The sequence below is a fragment of the Streptomyces durhamensis genome, from assembly GCF_000725475.1.
GTDB lineage: Bacteria > Actinomycetota > Actinomycetes > Streptomycetales > Streptomycetaceae > Streptomyces > Streptomyces filipinensis.
In genome coordinates this window covers 23,058-42,850 of sequence record NZ_JNXR01000026.1, presented here as the reverse complement: position 1 = coordinate 42,850, position 19,793 = coordinate 23,058, and the positions used below count along the sequence as shown (strand labels likewise).

The following is a 19,793-nucleotide window of genomic DNA, read 5'->3' as shown; positions in this document are numbered from 1 at the left end:
GGTCACACCGACGCCGAAGGGCGGATGTTCTGGTTGAGGCGGAACAGGTTGGTCGGATCGTAGGTGTCCTTCACGCTCACCAGCCGTTCGTACACCGCGTCGGGGTACGAGGCGCGCACCTTGTCCTCGGCGGCGTCACCGGTGAAGTTGACGTACATGGCCCCGTGCCCGTGGCGTGCGATCTCCTCGCGGGCTCCGCGGGCCCAGGCGACGCGGGCGTCGAAACCCACCCTGTCGGGAGACCGCGCGATCACGTTGCACAGCACGCTCGCCTCCCGCTGGCTGAAGGCCGTGGCCTCGGCCGGAACACGGGCGAACGCACCGCCCAGTTGGTGCAGGTGCAGTTCGCTGAACGGGGTGGGTGTCGTCAGGTGCCGTCGCAGCAGAGCGTCGAGGGCGGCGTCGGACGGCTCGATGAACGCGGACGTGAAGTAGGTGGGGGCGCCGGCCGCCCACAGCGGGTCGAGCAGGGACTGCATCGCGGTGTACGGCATGGGGCCCATGACGTCGGCGACGGGCGTCCCGAGCGTGCGCAGCGGACCGACCGCCGCCTCGCCGGCCGCCAGGTCGCCGGCGTACATGCCGAGTACGGCCACCACGCGGGTGCCGTGGACCTCCTCGGGCAGGAACGGCAGCGGGGGCGCCGTCGTCAGGTTGACGAGTGTCGTCAGGTCGTCGGGGGCGTCGCCGATCAGTGCACGCCAGCCGGTGACGACCTGCCGGGCCTCTTCGAGCGGATAGACGATCAGGCCGGCCAGGACCTGCGGGCCCACCGGGTGCAGCTGGTACTCGAGGGACGTGACGACGCCGAAGTTGCCGCCGCCGCCCCGCAGGGCCCAGAACAGCTCGGGGTGCTCGTCCGGGGCGGCGCGGACCACGCGGCCGTCCGCGGTGACCACCTCGGCCGCCGTCAGGTTGTCGGAGGCCAGCCCATGGCGGCGCAGCAGCCAGCCCACCCCGCCGCCGAGGGTGAATCCGGCGATGCCGGTGGTGGACACCAGGCCGCCGGTCACGGCGAGTCCGAAGGCCTGGGTCTCGTGGTCGAGGTCCCCCCAGGTCATGCCGGCCTGGGCGACCACCCGGCGCCGTGCGGGATCGACGACGGCGCCCTTCATCGGCGACAGGTCGATGACGATCCCGTCGTCGCAGGTCGAGAACCCGGCGATGCTGTGCGCGCCGCCGCGCACCGCGACGAGCAGGTCCTGGCTGCGGGCGAACTCGACGGCACGGATCACGTCCGCGGTCCCGGCGCAGCGCACGATCACGGCCGGGTGTTTGTCGTGGGCCCCGTTCCAGACCGCGCGGGCCTGGTCGTACTCGGCGTCGCCGGGACGGACGACGCTGCCGCGCAGGCCTGTCTCCAGTTCGGCGAGGGTGGCGTCCCCCAGGATGCCCCGGGCCGTGTCGATCGACATGGTCGGCTCCTTGGTGTGCGTGCTTTTCGCTGACACCCAGGACCGTAGGGAGCCTCTCTTAGCAGTCACTCAGCAGCCGCTTTGCCGGTGGGTGCCCGGGGCGTCGAGCGCCGCTGGACGGCCTGGCCACGGGTGTCGCCGAAGTGGGCGAAGAGGTCACCCGCCCGGGCCGCCGCCGCGTCGGCGGCCTCGCGGTCGCCCGCCCGCCACAGCAGCTGCGCCAGCATGAGGGCGGCCCATCCGGCGGCGGGGCGCGATCCGGCGATGTGCTCCAGGCGCTGGGCGCGGGTCAGCAGCGTACGGGCCCGCGCCGGGTCACCGGCGGCCCGGGCGACGAGGGAGAGGTGGAGCAGGCTGTTGGTGGCGCCCGGGATGTCGTCGGTCTCCTCGAAGCCGGCGAGGGCCCGGGCGATGGTCGCCCGCGCGCCGTCGGTGTCGCCCTCGGCCAGGTGGAGCAGGCCCAGGCAACCGAGGGTGATGCCCTCCTCCCGGCGGTCGCCGAGCCGGCGTCTGATCGCCAGCGCCGTCTCCAGGTGCTTCCTGGCCGTGTCGTGGTCGCCGTGGCCGCGGTGGACGTTGCCGAGGACGTTGAGAGCCAGGGACTCCCCGTGCGGGTCGTCGAGCGCGCGGAAGCAGTCGGCGCTGCGTTCGGCCGCCGCGACGGCTGAGCCGGGGTCATCGTCCAGGCGGCCCGCCCATGCCAGGTTGGCCAGGGCGTACCCGCGTGCCCGCGCCGGGCCGACCGTGCGGCCGGCGAGGACCGTCTCCTCGAAGAACAGCGACACCTGCCCGGCCGTGTCGGTCCCGACCGCGTAGCCCGGTGTCATGACCGGGAAGAACGGTTCGGTGCCGGCCTCGACGTCCTCCAGCAGCCGGATGCTTTCCGCGCAGGCCCGGCGAGCCGCGCGGCCCTCGCCCCGGCACACGGCCCAGACGCCCTCCAGGTGCGCGGCGGCGGCGAGGACCGCGGGGGCGCCCGCCTCGTGGGCGAGGGTGCGGGCCAGTCCGAGGGCGGTGCTGGCGCCGTCCCACGCGCCGCTCATCCAGAGCAGGACCGCCTGCTGTCCGTGCGCGTACGCCAGCGCCGCCGGGTCCGGCCGCCGCTGGTGCATCCGGACGAGCTGCCCGGCGATGTCCTCCAGGGGGGAGCCGTCCCCGAGGCGGATCGCCAGCACGGCCCGCCCCATCAGCGCCCGCGCCCGCTGCGGGGAGGGCTCCGGTGCGGCGGCCAGGGCGTCCTCCAGCCACCGGCGGCCCTCGGCGAGGTGCCCGCGTTCCGGCCAGAACGAGCGCAGGGCGGCGGCCAGGCGGAGCGCGTCGTCCGGTTCGTGGCGCAGCAGGGAGCGCAGCGCGGCCCGGAGGTTGCCGTGGTCGGCCTCCAGTTCCAGCGACGCCGCTCCCGAGACCCCTGTGGGCGGCTCGCGGTCCCGGGCCTCGGCGAGTGCCAGGTAGTGGCGCCGGTGCCGGGCCTCGGTGGCCGCTTGTTCCCCGGCGGCCCGCAGACGGTCCGCGGCGTACTGGCGGATCGTCTCGAGCAGCCGGTAGCGGACCTCGTCCTGCCGGGCCTCCACCGAGACCAGGGACTTGTCGGCGAGCCGGCCCAGGACGTCGAGCACGGCGGTGTCCTGTGCGGTGTCCGCGCACACGTCCTCGGCCGCGGCGAGGGAGAACCCGCCCGCGAAGACCGCCAGCCGCCGGAACAGGCGCCGTTCCTCGTCGTCGAGCAGCCGGTGGCTCCACTCCAGCGTGGCCAGCAGTGTCTCCTGCCGCGTCACGCCGTGCCGGGTGCCCCGGCTGAGCAGCGCCAGCGCGTCGTCCAGGCGTTCGGCGATCTGACGCGGCGCCAGGACGTGCACCCGGGCCGCCGCGAGCTCCAGGGCCAGGGGCATCCCGTCGAGCCGGAAGCAGATCTGGGCCACGGCCGCCGCGTTCTGCGGCGACAGCCGGAATCCCGGGTCGGCGTCGGCGGCGCGCTCCGTGAACAGCCGGACGGAGGCGAAACGGCCCAGTTCCGCCACGGTGGGCAGCCGGCGCGGATCCGGCAGCCCGAGCGAGGGCACCCGGAAGGTGCGCTCGCCGTAACTGCGCAGTGCCTCCCGGCTGGTCGCGAGGACGGACACGCCCCGGCAGCGGGCGGTGACCCGTGCGGCCAGCGACGCACACGCGTCGATCAGGTGCTCGCAGTTGTCCAGTACCAGCAGCATCTCCCGGGCACCGAGCTGTGCGACCAGGTTTTCCAGGCTGTCGCCGGACGGCGGGAGGTGCAGTCCCAGCGCGGAGGCGACGGCTTCGGGCACGAGGTCGGGTTCCGCCAGTGCGGCGAGGTCCACGAAGCAGGCGCCGTCCCGGAAGTGTTCGCCCCGGCGCGCCGCCACGGCCAGCGCGAGCCGGGTCTTGCCGCAGCCGCCGGCCCCGGTGAGGGTCAGCAGTCCGCCGCGGGCGAGCAGGTGCTCCACCTCGGCGATCTCACGCTCCCGGCCGATGAGGGCGGTCGCGGGCGCGGGCAGCGGATGCCGGGCGTCGTCCCCGGGCTGCGCGGGCGTCTCGACCGAGTCGGCCAGCAGCTCGCGGTAGAGGCGGCGGGTCCGCGGGTCGGGGTCGGCGCCGGTGTCGCGCCGGAGCGCGTCCCGCAGCTGTTCGTAGCCGGTCAGCGCCTCCCGGCGGCGGCCTGCGGCGGCCAGGATCCGCATCAGGGCCCGGTGGCCGGGCTCGTGCAGCGGGTCGTCGGCGATCAGGGTCCGCAGCACCTCGATCGCGTCGGCCTCCTGGTGATCGTGTTCCAGCGCCTCGGCGAGGCCCAGCCGGAGCGCCGTGCGCCGCGTCCGCAGCGCCTCGGCCGCCTCGCTCACCCAGGGCTCGTAGCGGTCCTCGGGCAGCAGGCCGACCGCGGCGAGGGCGAGCGCGGCACGGTAGTCCGCGGTCGCGCCGTCCGCCAGGGCCCGCCGGGCGGCCTCGTCGAACGCGTCGAGGTCGATGTGCACGCCGCCGTCCGGGCCGAGCAGCACCATGTCGTCGCGGAGGACGACGACATCGCCCGAGGCGCCCGCGGAGGCCAGGGCACGCCGTACCGAGTGCAGCGCCTGGTGCAGGTTGTTGGCGGCGGCCGGCCGGTCCAGGCCCGGCCACAGAAGGTCGTAGAGCCGCTCCCGGTGCAGGCGGTGGCCCGGTGACAGGCACAGCAGTTTCACCACGCTCCGGGCCTTGCGCAGCCGCCACGCCCCGGCGGCGACCGGGCGGTCCGCGACCGCCACGGCGAACCCGCCGAGGAGCCGGATGCTCACCTCATCGGCCATGGCTGCCCTCACGAGCAGGCTACCGCTTCACCGTGGGACGGTTTCCCCCGCGCGGAACAGTTGGTGGAATATTCAACAACTGGCTCCCGTTGTGCCCGCCGAAGGAGGTCACGAGTGGAGACCCAGGTGGAGAGCACGTACTACGACCACGGCACGCCGGCCGAGCGCTGGGAGCGCGCGCGGCGGTTCTTCGACGCCAAGGACTACGCCGGCGCGGCGCGGGTGCTGACCGGGCTGGTCGAGGAGGCGCCGGAGCAGACCGGACCCCGGCTGCTGCTGGCCCGCGCCTACTACCACTCGGCCCAACTGCGCCGCGCCGAGGCCGAGTTGCGGTTCATCGTCGAACGTGAACCGGTGGAGCACTACGCCCGGCTGATGCTGGGCCGCACGCTCCAGCGGCAGGGCCGGCACGAGGAGGCGGAGCGGCAGCTGCGGATCGCCTCGGCACTCGCGGGCGACTTCCCGCGAAAGTGAGCCGTACGGAGGGGCCCGGTTCCGGCACGGAACCGGGCCCTCGGCATGACCGCGCGCGGTGGTGGCGGGTGCCCGGCGTCAGAGCGAGGCCGTCGCGTGCAGGATCAGGAACAGGGTGACGGCGGAGTTCGCCGACGACATCGCGGACACCAGCGCCCCGGCGGCGGCGCCCCACACGGCGAGGCCGGCCGAGGTGCAGGCCGGCGGCCAGGTACGGGCCACGGGTGCGGGGGCCAGCAGCGCGGCCACCCGGCGCGGCACGGGACCGGTGGCCGCGAGCGCTGCGAGGGTGGGCGCGGGGGTGCCGGCGAGGAGCAACGCGGCCCTGCCGATGGCGCGGGCGACGGTACGCCGGTCGCCGACCGCCCGGGCCGCCTCCTCGTCCGCCCAGCGCTCGGCCGTGTAGACGACGGCGGTGCGCAGGGGCCGCAGGAACGGGTTGGCGCGGGCGGCCAGGTGCGCGGCGAGCAGATGGCGGTGGTGGCGGGCCGTCAGATGGGCGCGTTCATGGGCGAACAGGGCGCGCCGCTCGGCGGGAGCGAGCCCGGCCAGCAGCGCGGTGCTGACGACGATCCGGCCCCGGCCGCCGGGCAGGGCGTAGGCGTACGGGGTGCTGTCGGGCAGCACCGCCACCGTCGGGCCCCGCAGCGCGGCGACGGCCCGGCGGGCGCGGCGGGTGACCCGGCGGTGCCGGAGCAGGGAGCGGGCGCAGGCGGCGGCGACCAGGGCGAGGGCCGGGATGGCGGCCCGGCCGGCGATCTCGTCGTACGGGACGGCGGCCCGTACCTGCGGGTCCGACCAGCCGTCGGGGAGCGGGTTGCCGGGCAGCTGGGCGGTGCCGACGACCATGAGCAGGGCCAGGCAGAGCGTGCTGCAGCCGGCCATGACGACGGCGACCGCCGTCAGCAGCCGGGTCGCGGTGCGCGGATGCAGCCGCGTCTCGGCGAGCCGGGCGACCGGCCACGCGGACAGCGGCAGCACCAGTGGCAGGAAGACGAAGACCCCCATGGGCGGTCAGTCTTCCGTACCCGCGCCGTCCGCGTGCGGGGCGTCGAGCAGTGCCCTCAGGACTTCTTCGTCGCCCGGCGGCAGGGCGGTGACGAAGCTCGCCAGGACGGCCTCGCGGTCCCGCTCGCCGTCCAGCAGGCGGCGCATGCGCAGGGCGGCGAGCCGGGCGACGTCGCCCGTCGGCGTCCATAGGAAGGAGCGGCCGTGCCGTTCGCGGGCGACGACGTCCTTGGCGAGCAGCCGGGTGAGGATGGTGACGACGGTGGTGTGGGCGAGGTCGCCGCCGAGGTGCTGCCGCACCCAGGCCGCGGTGACCGGTCCGTGCGCCTCGCGCAGTGCGCCGAGGACCTGGCCCTCCAGCTCGCCCTGCCCGCGCCGCCGGCCCCGGCCGTCTTCCCGAGCCATCTCCGTCTCCCTCCGGCGTCGGCGTGTCGGACCACGCTACTTCATGCCGGGCGCACCCCCGTAGGTACGGCGTCCCCGCCGGTGCGCGATCTCCCCCAGGACGATGTCGGCGGCGAGGAAGGCGGCCAGCGGGATGCCGAGCAGCGGCACGAACCAGCCGAGTACGGCGACCGCGGCGAGTGCCGGGACCAGGAGGTACGGCGGCACCTCCGCCCAGGCGCCGCGCGGCACGGGCCGGCCGAAGGCCGAGCCGCGCCCGCGCTGCCACCACATGCGATAACCCCACAGGATCAGCAGGATCAGGGCGACGGCGAGCACGGCGAGGGCGATCTGGTTGACCGGACCGAGGAGAACGCCGGTGTGCAGGTCGATGCCCCAGCGGGTGAGCTTGGCGAGCACCGGGTAGTCGGCGAACCGGAGTTCGTCGGTGACCTTGCCGGTGACGGGGTCGACGGCGACGGAGTCCTGCTTCTCGGGCCAGCTGCGCTGGATCTGCCGCACGACGTAGGCGCTGTGCCCGTGGGCGGGCGGCACGATCTCCACCGGGTCGCCCAGACCCGCGGTGCGGGCCGCCGCGAGCACCTGGTCCAGGCCGGCACCGCGTCCGGGAGCGCCACCGGGGCCGGCCGCCGTGCCGTGGCCCGCGTGCTCGCCCGCGGTCGTGGACGCGGAGACGGACGGGGTGGCCTGGCCCAGCGAGGTGCGCAGCTCGTCGATGTGCGCACCGGCGTACGCCGACCAGGTCAGCCCGGTCGCCGACAGGAAGAGGAATCCGGCGGCGGTCCACACCCCGACCGTGCCGTGCAGTCCGAGGGTGCGGCGCCGGCCGCCGGTGCCGCGGACCCTGCGCAGGGCGCGGCGGCGGGAGAACCACAGGACCAGCCCGCCGGCCGTGATGACCCACAGCCAGCTGGCGGCCAGCTCGCTGTAGAGGCGGCCGGTGTCGCCGAGGTGCAGATCGCGGTGGAGCCCGTCGATCCACGTGCGCAGCGGCAGCGCGCCGGTCGAGCCGTACTGTTCGAGCGCGCCGCGGACCTTGCCGGTGTACGGGTCGACGAAGACGGCGAGGGTGTGCTCCGGGTCGACGCCCGGGACGCCCGAGAGCAGCACGCGGGTGGTGGCGCCGGCCTCGGGCGAGGGGCGTACGGCCGCGACGGCGCCCTCGGGGTGGGCCTTGCGGGCGGCGGCGACCTGGGCGGAGACCGGCAGCGGGGTCTTCCCGGCGGGGACGGTCAGCTCATGGCCGTAGACGAGTCTCTCGGCCTGGAGGGAGCCCGCGTACAGCAGTCCGGTGACGGCGGCGACCAGCAGGAAGGGGGCGACGAGCACACCGGCGTAGAAGTGCAGGCGCAGGACGAGCGGGCGCAGGGGGGCCCAGCGGCTGCGGGCGCCGGGGCCGGACGCCTCGGCGCTGGGGGCGGGAGGAGCGGAGGTCATCGGGGAGTTCTCCGGGAGGCGGGGGCGCGAGCGGGGACGGTCCAGTGGTCGGACCGCCAAGGGGCGGAGTTCCCCGGGGTGTTGGTGACCTGTGCCACAGGGGGTGCCGGGAGGGCATGGCATGCTGACGCGATGGCACCTCCCCGTGATCACGCACCGCTCGCCGAGCGGGTCGAGGAACTCCTCGCCGCCGGCGGCCCCCTGCCCATCGTCGCCGCCGGGCAGCCGGTGCTGCGGCGCGGCACCGAGCCGTACGACGGCCAGCTCGGCCCCGCCCTGCTCGCCCGCTTCATCGAGGCTCTGCGCGCCACCATGCACGCCGCCCCCGGGGTGGGCCTCGCCGCACCGCAGGTCGGCGTGCCCCTGCGGATCGCGGTGATCGAGGATCCGGCGCCGGTGCCGGAGGAGGTCGCGGTGGCCCGGGGCCGGGTTCCGCAGCCGTTCCGTGTCCTGGTCAACCCGGTGTACGAGCCCGTCGGCACCGCGCGTGTCGCGTTCTTCGAGGGCTGTCTGAGCGTGCCGGGCTGGCAGGCGGTGGTGGCCCGGCACGCCGAGGTGCGGCTGCGCGGCGAGGACGAGCACGGCCGCGCGCTGGACGAGCTGTTCACCGGGTGGCCCGCCCGGATCGTCCAGCACGAGACGGACCACCTGGACGGCACGCTCTACCTGGACCGCGCCGAGCCGCGCTCCCTGTCCACGAACGAGGCGGTGGCGGCCCTGTGGGCCCAGCCGACACCGCGGGCGGCGGCCGAGGCCCTCGGCTTCGAACTCCCCTGATTCCGGGCTCAGTTGTCCCGGTAGGCCTCCAGCAGCCGCAGCCACACCTCGCTCAGCGTCGGGTACGACGGGACCGCGTGCCACAGCCGGCTGACCGGGACCCGGCCGGCGACGGCGACGGTCGCCGAGTGGACGAGTTCACCGACGCCGGGACCGACGAAGGTGACGCCGCGCAGGATCTCGTCCTCCAGGTCGACCACCATGCGGGCGCGCCCCTTGTAGCCGTCGCCGTACAGGCCGGCGCCCGCGACCGAGGAGAACTCGACGTCGACGGCGCGGACGCGGTGCCCGGCCTGTTCGGCCTCGGCGAGGGAGAGACCGACCGCGGCGGCCTCCGGGTCGGTGAACACGACCTGGGGTACGGCGTGGTGGTCGGCGGTGGCCACGTGGGCGCCCCAGGACTCGTCCAGCACGGGGTCGCCGGCCGCGCGGGCGGCGATGGCGGCGCCGGCGATGCGTGCCTGGTACTTGCCCTGGTGGGTGAGCAGGGCACGGTGGTTGACATCACCGACGGCGTACAGCCAGTCGGTGCCGGTGACGCGGAGGGTGTCGTCGACGTCCAGCCAGGAGCCGGGTTCCCGGCCGACGGTGTCCAGGCCGATGTCGTCGGTGTGCGGGACGCGCCCGGTGGCGAAGAGGATCTCGTCGGCCTCGATCCGGTCGCCGGCGGAGGTGACGGCGACGACGGTGCCGTTCTCACGGCGGACGGACTCCACGGAGGTGCCGGTGCGGATGTCGGCGCCCGCGTCGGCGAGCGATTCGGCGACCAGTTCCCCGGCGAACGGCTCCATCCGGTTCAGCAGGCCCTTGCCGCGCACCAGCAGGGTGACCCGGGAACCGAGGGCCTGCCAGGCGGTGGCCATCTCGGTGGCGACGACACCGCCGCCGACGACGATCAGCCGGCCGGGGGCGGCCTTGGCGCTGGTGGCCTCGCGGCTGGTCCAGGGCCTCACCTCGGCAAGGCCGGGAAGGTCGGGGAGCTGGGCGCGGGTGCCGGTGGAGACGGCGACGGCGTGCCGGGCGGTGAGGGTCGTGACCGTGCCGTCGGGAGCGGTCACGGTCACCGTACGGGGTCCGGCGAGGCGACCGTGGCCGCGGTGGAGGTCGGCGCCGGTGCCCTCCAGCCAGGCGACCTGGCCGTCGTCCTTCCAGTGGGAGGTGTACTCGTCCCGGCGGGCGAGGACGGCCGGGGTGTCGAGCGGGCCCTGGACGGCCTGGGCCAGGCCGGGCAGGTGGCGCGCGTCGGCCTGGGCGATGACCGGCCTGAGCAGGGCCTTGCTGGGCATGCACGCCCAGTAGGAGCACTCGCCGCCGAGCAGTTCGCTCTCCACGACCGCGGTGCTGAGTCCGGCCGCGCGGGTCCGGTCGGCGACGTTCTCCCCCACGGGTCCGCCCCCGATCACCACGACGTCGTACGCGATGGTTTCCGTTTCCGTCATGGGGTCAGTCTGGTGGGTGGTGTGCGCTACGGCCACACGGGTAGGGGCGCGGAATACGTCGCCGGGTGACCGTGTTGTGCCCACGGCTTCGCCCGCACCTAGGAACGAGGGAGCACGCCATGAGCAGCAGCACCGTGGAGCTGACCAAGGAGAACTTCGACCAGACCGTCACGGAGAACGAGTTCGTTCTCATCGACTTCTGGGCGGAGTGGTGCGGGCCCTGCCGGCAGTTCGCCCCGGTGTACGAGAAGGCTGCCGAGGACAATCCCGACCTGGTGTTCGGCAAGGTGGACACCGAGGCGCAGCCCGAGCTGGCCGCGGCCTTCGGCATCCAGTCCATCCCGACGCTGATGATCGTCCGTGACAAGGTCGCCGTCTACGCCCAGCCGGGCGCCCTTCCCGAGCCCGCGCTGACGGACATCATCGGGCAGGCCCGGAACCTGGACATGGACGAGGTCCGCAAGAGCATCGCCGCCCAGCAGGGCAACGCCGGGTAACACTCCCGACGGGCTTCACCGGGTGTCCGCACGGGGTCGGCGTCAGCTGGACTCGCGGCGGATCACCGAGGCACCCAGTACCTTGTGGACCTCCGGCTCTCCACCGGGGTTCCGCACCGCCCGGTCGACCAGTTCCGCGAGATCGCGGCCCGAGGGCAGGTCGATGTGGACCGTGCTCAGGCGGGGCCGCAGAAGCCGGCCGAGCATCAGGTCGTCGGCGCCGATCACGGCCACGTCCTCGGGGACGCGCACACCCTCGTCCTGCAGGGCGCGCATCAGCAGCATCGCGTACTCGTCGTTGTAGGCGAACACCGCGTCCAGGCCCGACTCCCGCCATTGTGAGGCGAGTTGTGCGGCCGCCTCCTCCGTGTACGCGAGCGGCAGCTCCGTCACGACGGCGTCCGTGCCCTGCAGTGCCTGGCGCGCTCCGGCGAGCCGTGGCCGGGAGTACACCTCCAGACCGGGTTCCTCGGGCACCACGACACCGATCCGGCGCCGGCCCTGGGCGTACAGATGGGCGGCCGCGCTCTGCCCGACGGTGCCGTGGTCCATCAGCAGGGCGTGCGCGCCCTCGACGCGTCCGGGGCCGAGCGTGACCACGGCTCGGGCGCCGGAGCGCTTGAGGACGCCGACACCCTGCGGCCCGAGTTCCGCGCCGGGGACCAGGACGGCGACCGGCCGCAACTCCGCCCAGGCGCGGGCGGCTTCGTCCCCCCGGAGGCCGAGGGTGCCGTACTGCACGACGGTGTAGTCGAGCCGGCCGAGCGCCCACTGCAGCTCGCTGAGGAACCTGCTGTAGAGGGGGCCCACCGGGATCGCCGGGGCGGGCATCAGGACCATGCGGCTGTGTCCGGCGCGCAGGCTGCGGGCGGCGGCGTGGGGGACGTACCCCAGTTCCCGTGCGGCCTCGCGCACCCGCCGGCGCGTCGGTTCGCTGATCCGTACGGCGCTGGTGTTGTTGAGGACGTAGGACACGGTCGCGCGCGAGACGCCGGCCAGGCGGGCCACGTCGGCACTCGTGGGCGTGTTCGGTATCTGCACCATGACACTCCGCATCTTGGCAGAGGGGCGGAGACCGGGAGCAGGCGGGGCATCGTGGTTCATCATTCGACGAAATCCGGCCTCGCTGAGCCGTGCTCCGGTGCTCCGGCGGCACGGCTTTCAGCGGGGCTGCGGTGTGCCGGTCACTCGGGCGACCAGGTCGGTCCAGCCGGCCTCCAGCCGTTCCATGGGCATGCCGCACTGCCTGGTGTGGTAGTGGATCAGCGCGGGGTCGAGCGAGGCCAGCAGCGTCTGGGCGAGCAGCTCGCAGTCGGCGTCCCGGACGATCTGCCGCAGCAGCATGACCACGTGGGTGCGCAGGGCCTGGTGGGCCGGGTGGGAGAACCGGCGGGTCGGCTCCGTCAGCGCGGCGAGCTGCAGATCGAGCCGCTCGGCCGAGCGGTACAGCACCGCCACACCGAACGCCCGCAGCCGCTCCAGGGGCGGCGCCCCGGGACCCAGCGGCGGGGGTCCGCACAGGAAGTCGGCCTGCAGCTGCCGGTCGGAGTGGTCGAGCAGGGCCATCAGCAGCCCCGTGCGATCACCGAAGCGCCGGAACACCGTCCCCTTGCCCACCTGGGCCGCTGCGGCCACCGCCTCCATGGTGACCCCGGCCACCCCGTGCTCCGCGATCAGCCGGGCGGCGGCGTCCAGCAGCCGGGCCCGGTTGCGCGCCGCGTCGGCGCGCAGGCACGGTTCCTCGGGCGACGGGCCGACCTCCAGCAATTGCGGCACGTCGACGGGCTCTCGAGACGGCGGGAAGGGCGGCAGGACGCTGGACATGAAGCCAGCGTAAAGCATCCGGAACAAAACTGGACCGCGGTCCGCTTAGGGTGATAGGAATTAAGCGGACCCTGGTCCGGATCGTAACGGCGATGTTTCAGCCCTTTTGGAGTTCTCATGTCTGTTCGCATCCTCGCGCTCGTCGGCAGCCTCCGCGCCGGTTCGCACAACCGCCAGCTCGCCGAGGCCGCCGTCAAGCTCGCTCCCGAGGGCGCCGAGGTCGTGCTGTACGAGGGCCTGGCCGACGTCCCCTTCTACAACGAGGACATCGACGTCGAGGGCGGCGTGCCGGACGCCGCCGCGAAGCTGCGCGAGGCCGCGCAGGGCGCCGACGCCTTCCTGCTCTTCTCCCCCGAGTACAACGGCACCATCCCGGCCGTCCTGAAGAACGCCATCGACTGGCTGTCCCGCCCGTACGGCGCCGGCGCCTTCGGCGGCAAGCCCGTCGCCGTGATCGGCACCGCCTTCGGCCAGTACGGCGGCGTGTGGGCGCAGGACGACACCCGCAAGGCCGTGGGCATCGCCGGCGGCAAGGTGATCGAGGACATCAAGCTGTCCATCCCCGGCTCCGTGACCCGCTTCGCCGAGACCCACCCGGTGGACGACGCCGAGGTCGCCGCCCAGCTGACCGAGGTCGTCGCCCGTCTGCACGGCAACGTGGGCGAGGCCACGGCCGCCTGACGCACAGCACCGAGAAGGGGCCGGCTCCGTCCGGCCCCTTCTCCTTTCAGCCCGACACCAGCCGCTCGGCCAGCGCGCTGCGCCGGTACAGCACCCGTCGGCCGTCCCGGGCCCGGGTCACCAGGCCGGTGGCGTCCAGGACCCGCAGGTGCTGCGAGACGGCGCTCGGGGTCACACCGAGCCGGCGGGCGAGTTCCACCGTGGGCAGGGGCTCCGCGAGCAGCCGTAGCAGGGTGGTCCGGGGCGCGCCCAGCAGGGCGGTGAGCGCGGAGCCGTCGGGCGCGGGCCGCGGTTCCCACAGGGTCGCCGTGCCCCGGCCCGGGTAGGCGAGCATCGGCGGCACCTCGGCGCTGATCGGGGGCGCCGGCTTGTGCGCGAACACGGACGGGACCAGCCGCAGCCCCCGACCGGCGCCCTCCACCGCGTGCCGGCCGATCATCTTGTCGACGGTCAGCACACCGTTGCGCCAGTCGAGGTTCGGGTGCAGAGCGGAGAAGAGCGACCGCGCGCCGCCGGTGGCCAGCTGTCCCGCGCGGTGCGTGATGTCGGCCTCCAGGACCAGCCGGATCCGGGGCCAGTACGGCAGCAGGGCCGTCTGCCAGTAGCGGCACAGCAACGAGCAGAGGGCGTCGAGGAGTTCGAGGACCGGGCCGTCGCCGGGCTCGGCGGCCTGCCGCAGCACGCCGGGGAGCGGGCGCGGGGCGTGCGCGGCGCGCAGATCGCGCCGTACGGTCTCCGGGGGCGTGGCCCGTACGACGGTCAGCTCCTCGTCGAGCGACGGGGCGGGGGCCGTGGGCCGGGGCGTCAGGAAGTCGGGCAGGGCGAGCGTCGGACCGACCAGGGCGGACAGCAGGGGCAGGTCGGCGGGGGCGAGGGCGGCGAGGGCGGTGCGGCGCCAGCCGCGGTGCAGGGGGTGCAGAGCCGGGGCGCGCAGGACGCGCAGGCTCTCCATCAGTTCGCCGAGCGGGGAGATGGCGAAGCGGGTGTCGGCGAGGTCGTCGACCCCGAGCCGGAAGCTGATCATTTAGCCCCCGTCTACATCGTTCGCCAACGGCCCCCGCAGGGCGTGGACTTCGGGACATGACGGATCACCACACCGCGCAGCGTACTCCGCGACTCGTGCCGCTGCTGGCGCTGGCCTGCGGGGTCGCGGTCGGCAACGTGTACTTCCCGCAGGCCGTCGTCCCGCTCGTGGCGGCGGGCCTCGGCGTCCCCTCCGGCGCGGCGGCGGGGGTGGTGACGGCGGCCCAGTTCGGCTACGCGGCGGGCATCTTCCTGCTCGTCCCGCTCGGCGACCGATGGCCGGCCCGCCCGCTGCTGGTCACCCTGCTCACCGTGACCGGCCTCGGTCTCGGCGCCGCTGCCGCCGCGCCCGCGCTGCCGCCGCTGCTCGCGGCGAGCGTGCTGGTCGGCGCGGCCACGGTGATCGCCCCGCTGGCCGGCCCCCTGGCGGCGGGGCTGGTCCCGCCGCAGCGGCGGGGCGTGGCCGGCGGCACCCTGCTGAGCGGGGCGCTGGCCGGCATGCTGCTCTCCCGCACGGCCGGCGGCGCCCTCGGCGACCGGTTGGGCTGGCGGGCGCCGTACGTCCTGGCGGCCCTGCTGACCTTCGCCGTCGCGCTGCTGCTGGCCCGCGCGCTCCCGGCCACGGCCCCGCCGTCCCGGCAGCGCTACCCGCGCCTGCTCGCCGAGCCCGTGCGCCTGCTGTTCACCGAACCGGCCCTGCGCCGCTCCTGCTTCTACCAGGCGACGGTGTTCGCCGGCTTCTCCGCCGTGTGGACCGGGGTGGCGCTGCTGCTGACGGGGCCGGAGTACGGGTTCGGGGCGGCCGCGGTCGGGCTGCTCGCACTGGTCAACGCGGTGACCATGCTCGTCACGCCGTTCGCGGGCCGGCTGGTGGACCGGCGGGGCGCCGACCGGGTGAACCTGGTCTGCTTCCTGCTGGTCCTCGCCTGCGCGGCGCCCCTCGCCCTCGGTGCTCTCGGCGGTACCCCTGGTCTGCTGGGCCTCGTGGCGGGCACGCTGCTGCTGGACGTCGGCATGCAGTCCGGCATGGTCGCCAACCAGGTGCGCGTCTACGCCCTCGCCGCGGACGTCCGCAGCCGCCTCAACACCGCCTACATGACGTGCGCCTACCTGGGCGGCGGTCTCGGCTCCTGGCTCGGCACCCGCGCGTACGCGGGGCACGGCTGGTCCGGGGTGTGCGCTCTGGTCGCCGTGTCGGCCGGGCTCGGGCTGGTACGGCACCTGGGCGTCCGGGCAGGCCGGCGAACGAATGCCGCGGGAGGCCGGTCACGGCCCCGCGACGGGGTAGGCGTGTGACCGACCGGTCCACCCACGCACCCCACCGTTCGTACGCCCACGCGCCCCACCACCCGTACGCCCACGCGCCACGTCGGCCGTATGCCGACACGCCACGTCAGGAGAGTCCATGCCGCCCCTGGTCCCGCCGCCCCTCGATCCGGAACTCGCCGCCGCGCTCGAACAGCTGGGGGACGCGGCCGCGCCCGGGTTCACCCTGGACGAGCTGGAGTCCGCCCGCGCCACGGGCCGCGAACTGCTCGGTCTGCTGGACCTCACCTTCGACGGCGCCTTCGAGGTGGAGGACCGTGCCGTGCCGGGCCCGGACGGCGCCCCGGACATCTCCCTCCTGCTCTGCCGCCCCGCGCGCACCCGGTCCGCGGCGCCGCTGCCGGTGCTGTACCACGTGCACGGCGGCGGCATGATGCTCGGCACGTGCCGGGCCGGCGTGGACCAGCCTCTGGCGTGGGCGCGCGAGCTGGGCGCGGTCGTGGTCTCGGTGGAGTACCGGCTCGCTCCCGAGCATCCGCACCCGGCGCCGGTGGAGGACGTGTACGCGGGGCTGCTGTGGACCGCCGGGCACGCGCGGGAGATCGGCGGGGACCCGGACCGGATCGTCGTCGTGGGCGCCAGCGCGGGCGGTGGTCTCGCCGCGGCGCTCGCCCTGCTGAGCCGGGACCGGCGGGGCCCGCGCCTGCTCGGCCAGGTTCTGATGGCCCCGATGCTCGACGATCGCGGCGCATCGGTCTCCAGCCGCCAGATGGCGGGCGTCGGTGTCTGGGACCGTACCGCCAACGAGACGGCCTGGACGGCGCTGCTCGGCGATCGCCGCGGCGGCCCCGACGTTCCGCCGTACGCCGCCCCGGCCCGTGCCGGCGATCTGTCCGGCCTGCCCCCGGCCTACCTCGACGCGGGCTCCGCGGAGACCTTCCGGGACGAGGTGGTCGCCTACGCGTCCCGTATCTGGCAGTGCGGCGGCGAGGCCGAACTCCACGTCTGGCCGGGCGCCTTCCACGGCTTCGACACCCTCGCCCCTCAGGCCGCCCTCTCCCGCGCGGCACGCGCGGCCCGGCTGGCCTGGCTGCGGCGGCTGTGGGAGCGATGAGGCGCGCGCCCTGCCGGCGCACGCCTCGTGGGCCGGAGTGCGGTGACCGGCACCGAAGGCATCCGCGTGAAAACCGTGTACGGCCGCCCCCTCTGACGTTACCGTTCGGTAGACACCGGTCCCGGAGCCTTGCGGAGGTACTCGCTCATGTCGGACGACCGTGCCGCCCCGCTGGTGGAGAGCAGGCGTGCGCTCGCCGAGGGAGCGGTGACCTCCCGTGTGCTGGTGGAACGGGCACTGGAGCGGATCGAGGCGACGCAGGGGACGTTGAACGCCTTCCGGATCGTGCGGGCCGAGGCCGCGCTCGCCGAAGCCGACGCCGCCGACCGGGAGCTGGCCGCCGGGGGACGGCGCCCGCTGCTCGGGGTGCCGGTGGCGGTGAAGGACGACATGGACGTGGCCGGCGAGCCGACCGCGTTCGGCTGCCGGGGCGCGTTCCCGCCGGTCGCCGAGGACGGGGAGGCGGTACGGCGGCTGCGCGCGGCCGGTGCCGTGATCGTCGGCAAGACGAACACCTGTGAGCTGGGGCAGTGGCCGTTCACCGAGGGGGCGGCGTTCGGCGACACCCGGAATCCGTGGCACACCGGGCACACGCCCGGGGGTTCGTCCGGGGGCTCGGCCGCCGCCGTCGCGGCCGGGCTCGTCCCCGCCGCCCTCGGCTCGGACGGCGCCGGATCGGTGCGCATCCCGGCTTCGTGGACGGGTCTGATCGGCATCAAGCCGCAGCGCGGCCGTATCTCGACCTGGCCGCGCGGCGAGTCCTTCCACGGCATCACGGTCAACGGCACCCTCGCCCGGACCGTCGCCGACGCGGCCCTGCTGCTGGACGCGGCGAGCGGCAACCACGACCGGGACCCGCACCGGCCGCCCGCCCTGACCGTGGCGGACGCGGTCGGCCGCGACCCGGGCCGGCTGCGCGTCGCCCTGTCCCTCAAGCCGCCGTTCACCGCCGTACCGGCCCGGCTGCACCCGGAGGTCCGCGCCCGGGTCGTCGAACTGGCCGAGCGGCTGGCCGGAGTGGGGCACGACGTCGAGGAGGCCGATCCGCCGTACGGGCAGATCGGGCTGACGTTCGTGCCGCGCGCCACCGCCGGTATCGCCGACTGGGTCCGCGAGGCCCCCGACCCGGCACTGCTCGATCCGCGCACCCGGGACGCGGCCCGGCTCGGCCGGCTGCTCGGCGGGGCCCCGCTGCGGGCGGCCCGGCGTGCCGAAGCGGTGCTGCACCGCCGTATCGGCGCGTTCTTCGAGCGTTACGACGTGATCCTCGCACCCACGACGGCCGCTCCCCCGCCCCGGATCGGCGCCCTGTACGGGTTGCGCGGGCTGGCCACGGACCGCGCGATGATCGCCGCCTGCCCGTACGCCTGGCCGTGGAACGTGCTGGGCTGGCCGGGCGTCAACGTGCCCGCCGGCTTCGTCGGTGACGGTCTGCCGGTGGGCGCGCAACTGCTCGGGCCCGCCCACAGCGAACCGCTGCTGGTGTCCGTCGCCGCCCAGCTGGAGGCGGAGCTGCGCTGGCACGAACGGTGGCCGCCGGGCACCGCCCGCACGTGGCGGGCCGCCTGACGGCCGGTCCGCGCGCGGTCGATCAGCACCGGGCCATGCCCGTCAGGCCGCCCCTGCGGCAACCTGCGGACGGCGGGCGCCCCTTGCGGCCCCGGCGCGGCCCACTAGGGTGCCTCCGTGACCACGTTTACCGATGAGAACGTACCCGGCCGGCACGGCCCCCATGCGACCGCCGAGGCCGACCCGCACGAGGTCGGACGGGTGCGCACCGAGTACTCCCCGGCCCACGACGGCGACCCGGACCCCGGCGAGATCGTGTGGACCTGGGTGCCGTTCGAGGAGAACGACGGCCGGGGCAAGGACCGCCCGGTGCTGGTCGTCGCCCGCGAGGCGGCCGGCACCTTCCTCGCCGTACAGCTGTCCAGCAAGCGGCACGACGGCGACCGCGAGTGGGTGGCGATCGGCAGCGGGCCGTGGGACCGGTCGGGCCGGGACTCGTGGGTGGACGTGGACCGGGTGCTGCGGCTGCACGAGGAGGGCATGCGCCGTGAGGCGTGCGCGCTGGACCGCATGCGGTTCAACCTCGTCCGGCAGCGGCTGCACGAACGCTACGGCTGGACCTGACGGGCGTACGGCGCGTCGGTCGTGCGGTCGCGCGACTCGGGGAACGCCCGGGTGAACGCCTCCCGCACGACCGCCCCCGGCGTCCGGTCCAGCACCCCGAACACCACGTGCTCGAAGGTCCGGGCGAAGCGGCCGCCGGGGCCCAGCAGGGCCCGGAACGCGCCCGCGACCTGCGCGGGGTCGTTCTGGAACACTCCGCAGCCCCAGGCACCGAGCACCAGGCGGCGATAGCCGTGCACGGCGGCCGTCTCCAGCACCCGCTCGGCCCGTACCGCCAGGGCACCCGGCAGCTCGCCCGCGCGCTTGGGTGTCGCACGCCGTACGACACCCGCGTTGGGGGCGGCCGCGGTCAGGAAGCCGGCGTGATACGGCTCGGCCAGCAGCCGGCCCCGGTCGTCGCGGAACACCGGGACGGCCGGTGAGTGGATCACCCGGTCCGTGTAGAACGGGTCGCGGTGGGCGCGGTGGTGGTCGTAGAAGGAGCGGGCCGTCAGCAGGCAGGCGTACAGCGCGGAGGCGCGGCACAGGGCCTCCTCCTGGGCCTGTGCGCCGTTGAGGTAGCCGCCGCCCGGATTCCGGGCGGACGCGAAGTTCAGGACGGCGACCGGAGCGCCGGCCAGCCGGCGGGCGGCCTCCAGACTGCTCTCCCCGGTGACCTCGACGACGGTGGCCTGCCGCGGGAGCGGCAAGGGTTCCCGCGGGGAGAGCGGCTGCGGCCCGAACAGCTGCGTGCCGCCCCGCGCGGCCTCGATCTCCGCCGCCAGGGACACCTGCCGGCCGTCCGGCGCGCGGTACCCGCCCGCCGCCACGATCGCTTCCGTCTCCGCGGCGATCCCGCGCAGGCGCGCGCTCACGGCGCCACCCCCGTGGGCGCCGCGACCGCGGCCCGCGCGGTCTCCCCCGTCGTGCTCATGTACGCATCCTGGGTGATGCTGGTGATGCGGTGCAACGGAGTTTCCCGCCCCCGGAACCGCCCGGAAACGCATACGGAAAGGGAGATGACCGAT

The 19,793-nt window shown here is 75.1% G+C and carries 18 protein-coding genes; 8 read left to right on the top strand and 10 right to left on the bottom strand.

The window, feature by feature from the left end:
- Positions 1-2: 2 nt before the first annotated feature.
- Both IO33_RS0132085 and IO33_RS46155 read right to left on the bottom strand, forming a co-directional pair.
- Positions 3-1,415 (bottom strand): FAD-binding oxidoreductase, encoded by a 1,413-nt coding sequence (locus IO33_RS0132085; protein ID WP_031171494.1) that lies wholly within the window; start codon positions 1,413-1,415, stop codon positions 3-5.
- A 65-nt stretch (positions 1,416-1,480) separates the two neighbouring features.
- Positions 1,481-4,708: an ATP-binding protein gene (locus tag IO33_RS46155; protein ID WP_051927096.1), complete on the bottom strand. Its 3,228-nt coding sequence runs from the start codon at positions 4,706-4,708 to the stop codon at positions 1,481-1,483.
- Between the two features lie 126 nt (positions 4,709-4,834).
- Here IO33_RS46155 and IO33_RS0132075 point away from each other — a divergent pair, with 126 nt between their 5' ends.
- Positions 4,835-5,182 (top strand): tetratricopeptide repeat protein, encoded by a 348-nt coding sequence (locus IO33_RS0132075; protein WP_031171490.1) that lies wholly within the window; start codon positions 4,835-4,837, stop codon positions 5,180-5,182.
- A gap of 78 nt (positions 5,183-5,260) precedes the next feature.
- On the opposite strand, the gene IO33_RS0132070 is transcribed toward IO33_RS0132075, so the two are convergent.
- From IO33_RS0132070 to IO33_RS0132060, 3 genes are read right to left on the bottom strand one after another with little or no spacing between them, the layout of a single operon-like run.
- The gene (locus IO33_RS0132070) at positions 5,261-6,190 is read right to left on the bottom strand and encodes a M56 family metallopeptidase (protein ID WP_031171488.1); all 930 of its coding nucleotides are present in this window, start codon (positions 6,188-6,190) and stop codon (positions 5,261-5,263) included.
- A 6-nt stretch (positions 6,191-6,196) separates the two neighbouring features.
- Positions 6,197-6,595 (bottom strand): BlaI/MecI/CopY family transcriptional regulator, encoded by a 399-nt coding sequence (locus IO33_RS0132065; protein WP_031171486.1) that lies wholly within the window; start codon positions 6,593-6,595, stop codon positions 6,197-6,199.
- Positions 6,596-6,631: 36 nt separating this feature from the next.
- Positions 6,632-8,032, bottom strand: coding sequence for a PepSY-associated TM helix domain-containing protein (locus IO33_RS0132060; RefSeq protein ID WP_031171484.1), 1,401 nt, complete (start codon positions 8,030-8,032; stop codon positions 6,632-6,634).
- A 132-nt stretch (positions 8,033-8,164) separates the two neighbouring features.
- Between IO33_RS0132060 and IO33_RS0132055 the strand changes: the two genes are divergently transcribed.
- Positions 8,165-8,809 (top strand): peptide deformylase, encoded by a 645-nt coding sequence (locus tag IO33_RS0132055; RefSeq protein WP_031171482.1) that lies wholly within the window; start codon positions 8,165-8,167, stop codon positions 8,807-8,809.
- A gap of 8 nt (positions 8,810-8,817) precedes the next feature.
- On the opposite strand, the gene IO33_RS0132050 is transcribed toward IO33_RS0132055, so the two are convergent.
- Complete coding sequence (locus tag IO33_RS0132050; RefSeq protein ID WP_031171480.1) at positions 8,818-10,248, bottom strand: dihydrolipoyl dehydrogenase family protein; 1,431 nt, start codon at positions 10,246-10,248, stop codon at positions 8,818-8,820.
- A 119-nt stretch (positions 10,249-10,367) separates the two neighbouring features.
- Between IO33_RS0132050 and trxA the strand changes: the two genes are divergently transcribed.
- The gene (gene trxA / locus IO33_RS0132045; RefSeq protein WP_031171478.1) at positions 10,368-10,745 is read left to right on the top strand and encodes a thioredoxin; all 378 of its coding nucleotides are present in this window, start codon (positions 10,368-10,370) and stop codon (positions 10,743-10,745) included.
- A gap of 42 nt (positions 10,746-10,787) precedes the next feature.
- Here trxA and IO33_RS0132040 read toward each other — a convergent pair whose 3' ends face one another.
- Together IO33_RS0132040 and IO33_RS0132035 are read right to left on the bottom strand one after the other, a co-directional pair.
- A complete protein-coding gene (locus IO33_RS0132040; RefSeq protein WP_031171477.1) occupies positions 10,788-11,789 on the bottom strand; it encodes a LacI family DNA-binding transcriptional regulator in 1,002 nt (333 codons plus the stop codon).
- 117 nt (positions 11,790-11,906) lie between these two features.
- A complete protein-coding gene (locus IO33_RS0132035; RefSeq protein WP_031171475.1) occupies positions 11,907-12,587 on the bottom strand; it encodes a TetR/AcrR family transcriptional regulator in 681 nt (226 codons plus the stop codon).
- A gap of 99 nt (positions 12,588-12,686) precedes the next feature.
- Here IO33_RS0132035 and IO33_RS0132030 point away from each other — a divergent pair, with 99 nt between their 5' ends.
- Positions 12,687-13,250 (top strand): NAD(P)H-dependent oxidoreductase, encoded by a 564-nt coding sequence (locus IO33_RS0132030; protein ID WP_031171473.1) that lies wholly within the window; start codon positions 12,687-12,689, stop codon positions 13,248-13,250.
- Between the two features lie 46 nt (positions 13,251-13,296).
- On the opposite strand, the gene IO33_RS0132025 is transcribed toward IO33_RS0132030, so the two are convergent.
- A complete protein-coding gene (locus tag IO33_RS0132025) occupies positions 13,297-14,274 on the bottom strand; it encodes an ArsR/SmtB family transcription factor (protein WP_031171471.1) in 978 nt (325 codons plus the stop codon).
- A gap of 56 nt (positions 14,275-14,330) precedes the next feature.
- Between IO33_RS0132025 and IO33_RS0132020 the strand changes: the two genes are divergently transcribed.
- The 4 genes from IO33_RS0132020 (at position 14,331) to IO33_RS0132005 (ending at position 18,786) form a co-directional block, all read left to right on the top strand.
- Positions 14,331-15,569 (top strand): MFS transporter, encoded by a 1,239-nt coding sequence (locus tag IO33_RS0132020; RefSeq protein ID WP_051927095.1) that lies wholly within the window; start codon positions 14,331-14,333, stop codon positions 15,567-15,569.
- 109 nt (positions 15,570-15,678) lie between these two features.
- Complete coding sequence (locus IO33_RS0132015) at positions 15,679-16,653, top strand: alpha/beta hydrolase fold domain-containing protein (protein ID WP_031171467.1); 975 nt, start codon at positions 15,679-15,681, stop codon at positions 16,651-16,653.
- Between the two features lie 147 nt (positions 16,654-16,800).
- Positions 16,801-18,222, top strand: a complete 1,422-nt coding sequence (locus IO33_RS0132010) for an amidase (protein ID WP_031171465.1) — start codon at positions 16,801-16,803, stop codon at positions 18,220-18,222.
- Between the two features lie 117 nt (positions 18,223-18,339).
- Complete coding sequence (locus IO33_RS0132005) at positions 18,340-18,786, top strand: type II toxin-antitoxin system PemK/MazF family toxin (RefSeq protein ID WP_031171464.1); 447 nt, start codon at positions 18,340-18,342, stop codon at positions 18,784-18,786.
- Here IO33_RS0132005 and IO33_RS0132000 read toward each other — a convergent pair.
- The gene (locus tag IO33_RS0132000) at positions 18,771-19,640 is read right to left on the bottom strand and encodes a TIGR02452 family protein (protein ID WP_031171463.1); all 870 of its coding nucleotides are present in this window, start codon (positions 19,638-19,640) and stop codon (positions 18,771-18,773) included. The genes IO33_RS0132005 and IO33_RS0132000 overlap by 16 nt on opposite strands.
- Positions 19,641-19,793 lie beyond the last annotated feature (153 nt).

What these genes read in the sequence shown, in the direction of transcription:
- IO33_RS0132085 (WP_031171494.1), bottom strand. Translation starts at nt 1,415, where the DNA reads ATGTCGATCGACACGGCCCGGGGCATCCTGGGGGACGCCACCCTCGCC.
- IO33_RS46155 (WP_051927096.1), bottom strand. Translation starts at nt 4,708, where the DNA reads ATGGCCGATGAGGTGAGCATCCGGCTCCTCGGCGGGTTCGCCGTGGCG.
- IO33_RS0132070 (WP_031171488.1), bottom strand. Translation starts at nt 6,190, where the DNA reads ATGGGGGTCTTCGTCTTCCTGCCACTGGTGCTGCCGCTGTCCGCGTGG.
- IO33_RS0132065 (WP_031171486.1), bottom strand. Translation starts at nt 6,595, where the DNA reads ATGGCTCGGGAAGACGGCCGGGGCCGGCGGCGCGGGCAGGGCGAGCTG.
- IO33_RS0132060 (WP_031171484.1), bottom strand. Translation starts at nt 8,032, where the DNA reads ATGACCTCCGCTCCTCCCGCCCCCAGCGCCGAGGCGTCCGGCCCCGGC.
- IO33_RS0132055 (WP_031171482.1), top strand. Translation starts at nt 8,165, where the DNA reads ATGGCACCTCCCCGTGATCACGCACCGCTCGCCGAGCGGGTCGAGGAA.
- IO33_RS0132050 (WP_031171480.1), bottom strand. Translation starts at nt 10,248, where the DNA reads ATGACGGAAACGGAAACCATCGCGTACGACGTCGTGGTGATCGGGGGC.
- trxA (WP_031171478.1), top strand. Translation starts at nt 10,368, where the DNA reads ATGAGCAGCAGCACCGTGGAGCTGACCAAGGAGAACTTCGACCAGACC.
- IO33_RS0132040 (WP_031171477.1), bottom strand. Translation starts at nt 11,789, where the DNA reads ATGGTGCAGATACCGAACACGCCCACGAGTGCCGACGTGGCCCGCCTG.
- IO33_RS0132035 (WP_031171475.1), bottom strand. Translation starts at nt 12,587, where the DNA reads ATGCTTTACGCTGGCTTCATGTCCAGCGTCCTGCCGCCCTTCCCGCCG.
- IO33_RS0132030 (WP_031171473.1), top strand. Translation starts at nt 12,687, where the DNA reads ATGTCTGTTCGCATCCTCGCGCTCGTCGGCAGCCTCCGCGCCGGTTCG.
- IO33_RS0132025 (WP_031171471.1), bottom strand. Translation starts at nt 14,274, where the DNA reads ATGATCAGCTTCCGGCTCGGGGTCGACGACCTCGCCGACACCCGCTTC.
- IO33_RS0132020 (WP_051927095.1), top strand. Translation starts at nt 14,331, where the DNA reads ATGACGGATCACCACACCGCGCAGCGTACTCCGCGACTCGTGCCGCTG.
- IO33_RS0132015 (WP_031171467.1), top strand. Translation starts at nt 15,679, where the DNA reads ATGCCGCCCCTGGTCCCGCCGCCCCTCGATCCGGAACTCGCCGCCGCG.
- IO33_RS0132010 (WP_031171465.1), top strand. Translation starts at nt 16,801, where the DNA reads ATGTCGGACGACCGTGCCGCCCCGCTGGTGGAGAGCAGGCGTGCGCTC.